This window comes from Acidovorax sp. HMWF018, from assembly GCF_003061035.1.
GTDB lineage: Bacteria > Pseudomonadota > Gammaproteobacteria > Burkholderiales > Burkholderiaceae_C > Acidovorax > Acidovorax delafieldii.
The window spans coordinates 1-1,244 of record NZ_QAIM01000629.1 but is presented as its reverse complement, the minus strand read 5'-3'; the positions used below and the strand labels follow the sequence as shown (position 1 = coordinate 1,244).

Genomic DNA, 1,244 nt, shown 5'->3' with positions numbered 1-1,244 from the left:
CGCTCCAGCATGGCGTGCAGCAGCACGTTGCACCCGGCCTCGATGTGCTCGGGTTTCGCGTCCTCGATCTCGTTGTGGCTGATGCCGTCCTTGCAGGGGATGAAGATCATGCCGCTGGGTGCCAGCTTGGCCATGTACACGGCATCGTGCCCCGCGCCGGAGACGGCAGGCATGTGGCTGTAGCCCAGCTTGGCGGCGGCGCGGCCCACGGCCTGCACGCATTCGGGCTGGAAGAGCTGTGCGGGGTAGCTGGACACCATTTCGATGTGGACTTGCACGCCATGCTCCTTGGCCACCTGGTCGGCAAAGGCCTTGACCTCGGCGGCCATGGCGTCCACCAGCGTGTCGGTGCTGTTGCGCAGGTCGATGCTGAACTTGACCCGGCCGGGGATGACGTTGCGGCTGTTGGGGAAGACTTGCACCATGCCCACGGTGCCGCGCCCGTGCGGCGGGTGGCGGTGGGCGGCGGCGACTACGTCTTGCATGATGCGTGTGGCGGCCAGCAGGGCGTCCTTGCGCAGGGCCATGGGTGTGGGGCCGGCGTGGGCTTCCATGCCGGTCACGGTGCAGTCAAACCAGCGGATACCCAGCACGCCGCTGACCACGCCGATGGTCTTGTCGTTGTCTTCCAGCACGGGGCCTTGTTCGATGTGGGTTTCGAAGTAGGCGCCGATGGGGTGGTCGCCGGGCTCCTGGTCTCCGATGTAGCCGATGCGCTCGAGTTCACCCTTCACCGTCTTGCCTTCGGTGTCGGTGGCGGCGTAGGCGTGCTCCAGCGTGAAGGCTTTGGCGAACACGCCGGAGCCCATCATCACGGGCACGAAACGAGATCCTTCTTCGTTGGTCCAGAAGGCGACTTCGATGGGGGCTTCGGTTTCGATTCCGTGGTCGTTGAGCGTGCGCACGACTTCGATGCCAGCCAGCACGCCGTAGTTGCCGTCGAACTTGCCGCCGGTGGGCTGGGTGTCGATGTGGCTGCCGGTCATGATGGGTGGCAGGTTGTTGTTGCGGCCGGGGCGGCGCATGAAGCCGTTGCCGATCTTGTCGATGGTGACGGTCATGCCTGCCTCGCGCGCCCAGCGGGTCACCAAGTCACGGCCCTGCTTGTCCAGGTCGGTGAGGGTGAGGCGGCACACGCCGCCCTTGGGGGTGGCGCCGATCTGCGCCAGCTCCATCAACGATGCCCACAGGCGATCGCCGTTGATGCGCAGGTTCTCGATGTCGGGTTTGACTTTGGTGTCCAT

Annotated in this window: 1 protein-coding gene; it reads right to left on the bottom strand. The window is 65.7% G+C overall.

The features are described from left to right. The coding region (locus tag DBR23_RS26545) for a Zn-dependent hydrolase (RefSeq protein ID WP_108500081.1) at nucleotides 1–1,244 on the bottom strand (1,244 nt) is incomplete at its 3' end.